The organism is Streptomyces sp. NPDC006743, assembly GCF_040703815.1.
Taxonomy (GTDB): domain Bacteria; phylum Actinomycetota; class Actinomycetes; order Streptomycetales; family Streptomycetaceae; genus Streptomyces.
This window is the reverse complement of record NZ_JBEYJA010000164.1, coordinates 1-1209: the sequence shown is the minus strand read 5'-3', so window position 1 is coordinate 1209 and position 1209 is coordinate 1. Positions and strand designations below refer to the sequence as shown.

Below are 1209 nucleotides of genomic sequence, written 5' to 3'. Positions count from 1 at the left end.
GGCGGTCGGTGCGCCCGTGCGTGCCCGGCATCTGGAGGTCGAGTCCGGCGCGCAGCGCGGCGACCCGGTCGCGCACGGCGCCCCAGTCGGACATGACGATGCCCTCGAAGCCCCACTCGGTGCGCAGGATGTCCGTGAGCAGCCGGGTGTTCTCGGTCAGCGGGACGCCGTTGACGCCGTTGTAGGAGGCCATGACGGACCAGGGGCGGTCACGGCGGACGATGCGTTCGAAGGCCCGTAGATAGATCTCGCGCAGCGGACGCTCGTCGACGTCGGCGCTGACCCGCATGCGGTCGGTCTCCTGGTTGTTGGCGGCGTAGTGCTTGAGGGCCGCCCCGACGCCCGCCTCCTGCAGCCCGCGGACCATCGCGCCGCCCATCTCGGCCGACAGCAGGGGGTCTTCGGAGAAGTACTCGAAGTTGCGGCCGCACAGCGGTGACCGCTTGATGTTGACGCCGGGCCCGAGCACGACGTGGATGCCGTGGGCGCGGGCCTCCGCGGCGATCGCGCCGGCGACGCGGCGGGCGAGCTGCGGATCCCAGCTGCTGCCGAGCGCCGTGGCGGGCGGGAAGCAGGTGGCGGGAGCGGCGCTGTGCAGGTCGAGCTGTCCGCCGTCGCCGCTCTCCTTCGGCAGCCGCAGCCCGTGCGGGCCGTCGGACAGGGCGACCGCCGGGATGCCGCAGCGGGCGACGGCGGTGGTGACGAAGTCGCCGGCACCGCTGGTCAGAGCCGCCTTCTCGGCGAGGGTGAGCTGCGGCGGCGCCGGATGCTGGGCCGCGGGCGGTGGGGTCTGGTGGGTCATTCGGCGCACCTGTCGAGGTCTCGTGAGGCGGGGCGGGGCCGGGCCGCTGCTTCCAGGCTGCCACGACGGGCCGCTCGCTGACGGTGTGTGGAGGACTTCCGGGCCGGTGCTGGTGAGCCGCGTCGACGGCCGGACGACCTAAAAACCATAAGGTGATCGGTTTTCACTGTCAAGACCGCCTACCGGGGAGTAAGGAGCGGGCCCCGTCGGCCGATTCCGCTCCGCACGACCTCTTGACGAGCAGAAACCGATCAACTTACGGTTTTCGCGCTCGAGCCGCGCCGCTCCGGGACAGCGTCCTGATCCCGCCGCCGCGCCTCCTTCCGCTCGCCGATGAAACGAGGACCGGACATGTCCCCAGCCAGTCAGCCGTCCGCCCCGCCCGCCGCGGGACACACGTCCCGCGG

The 1209-nt window shown here is 72.4% G+C and carries 1 protein-coding gene; it reads right to left on the bottom strand.

The genetic code is table 11. The annotated features are described in order from the left end of the window. Positions 1–802, bottom strand: an 802-nt coding sequence (locus tag ABZ719_RS37685; RefSeq protein ID WP_366729677.1) for a glycoside hydrolase family 3 N-terminal domain-containing protein, incomplete at its 3' end; no start/stop codon positions are given. Between the last annotated feature and the right edge of the window lie 407 nt (positions 803–1209).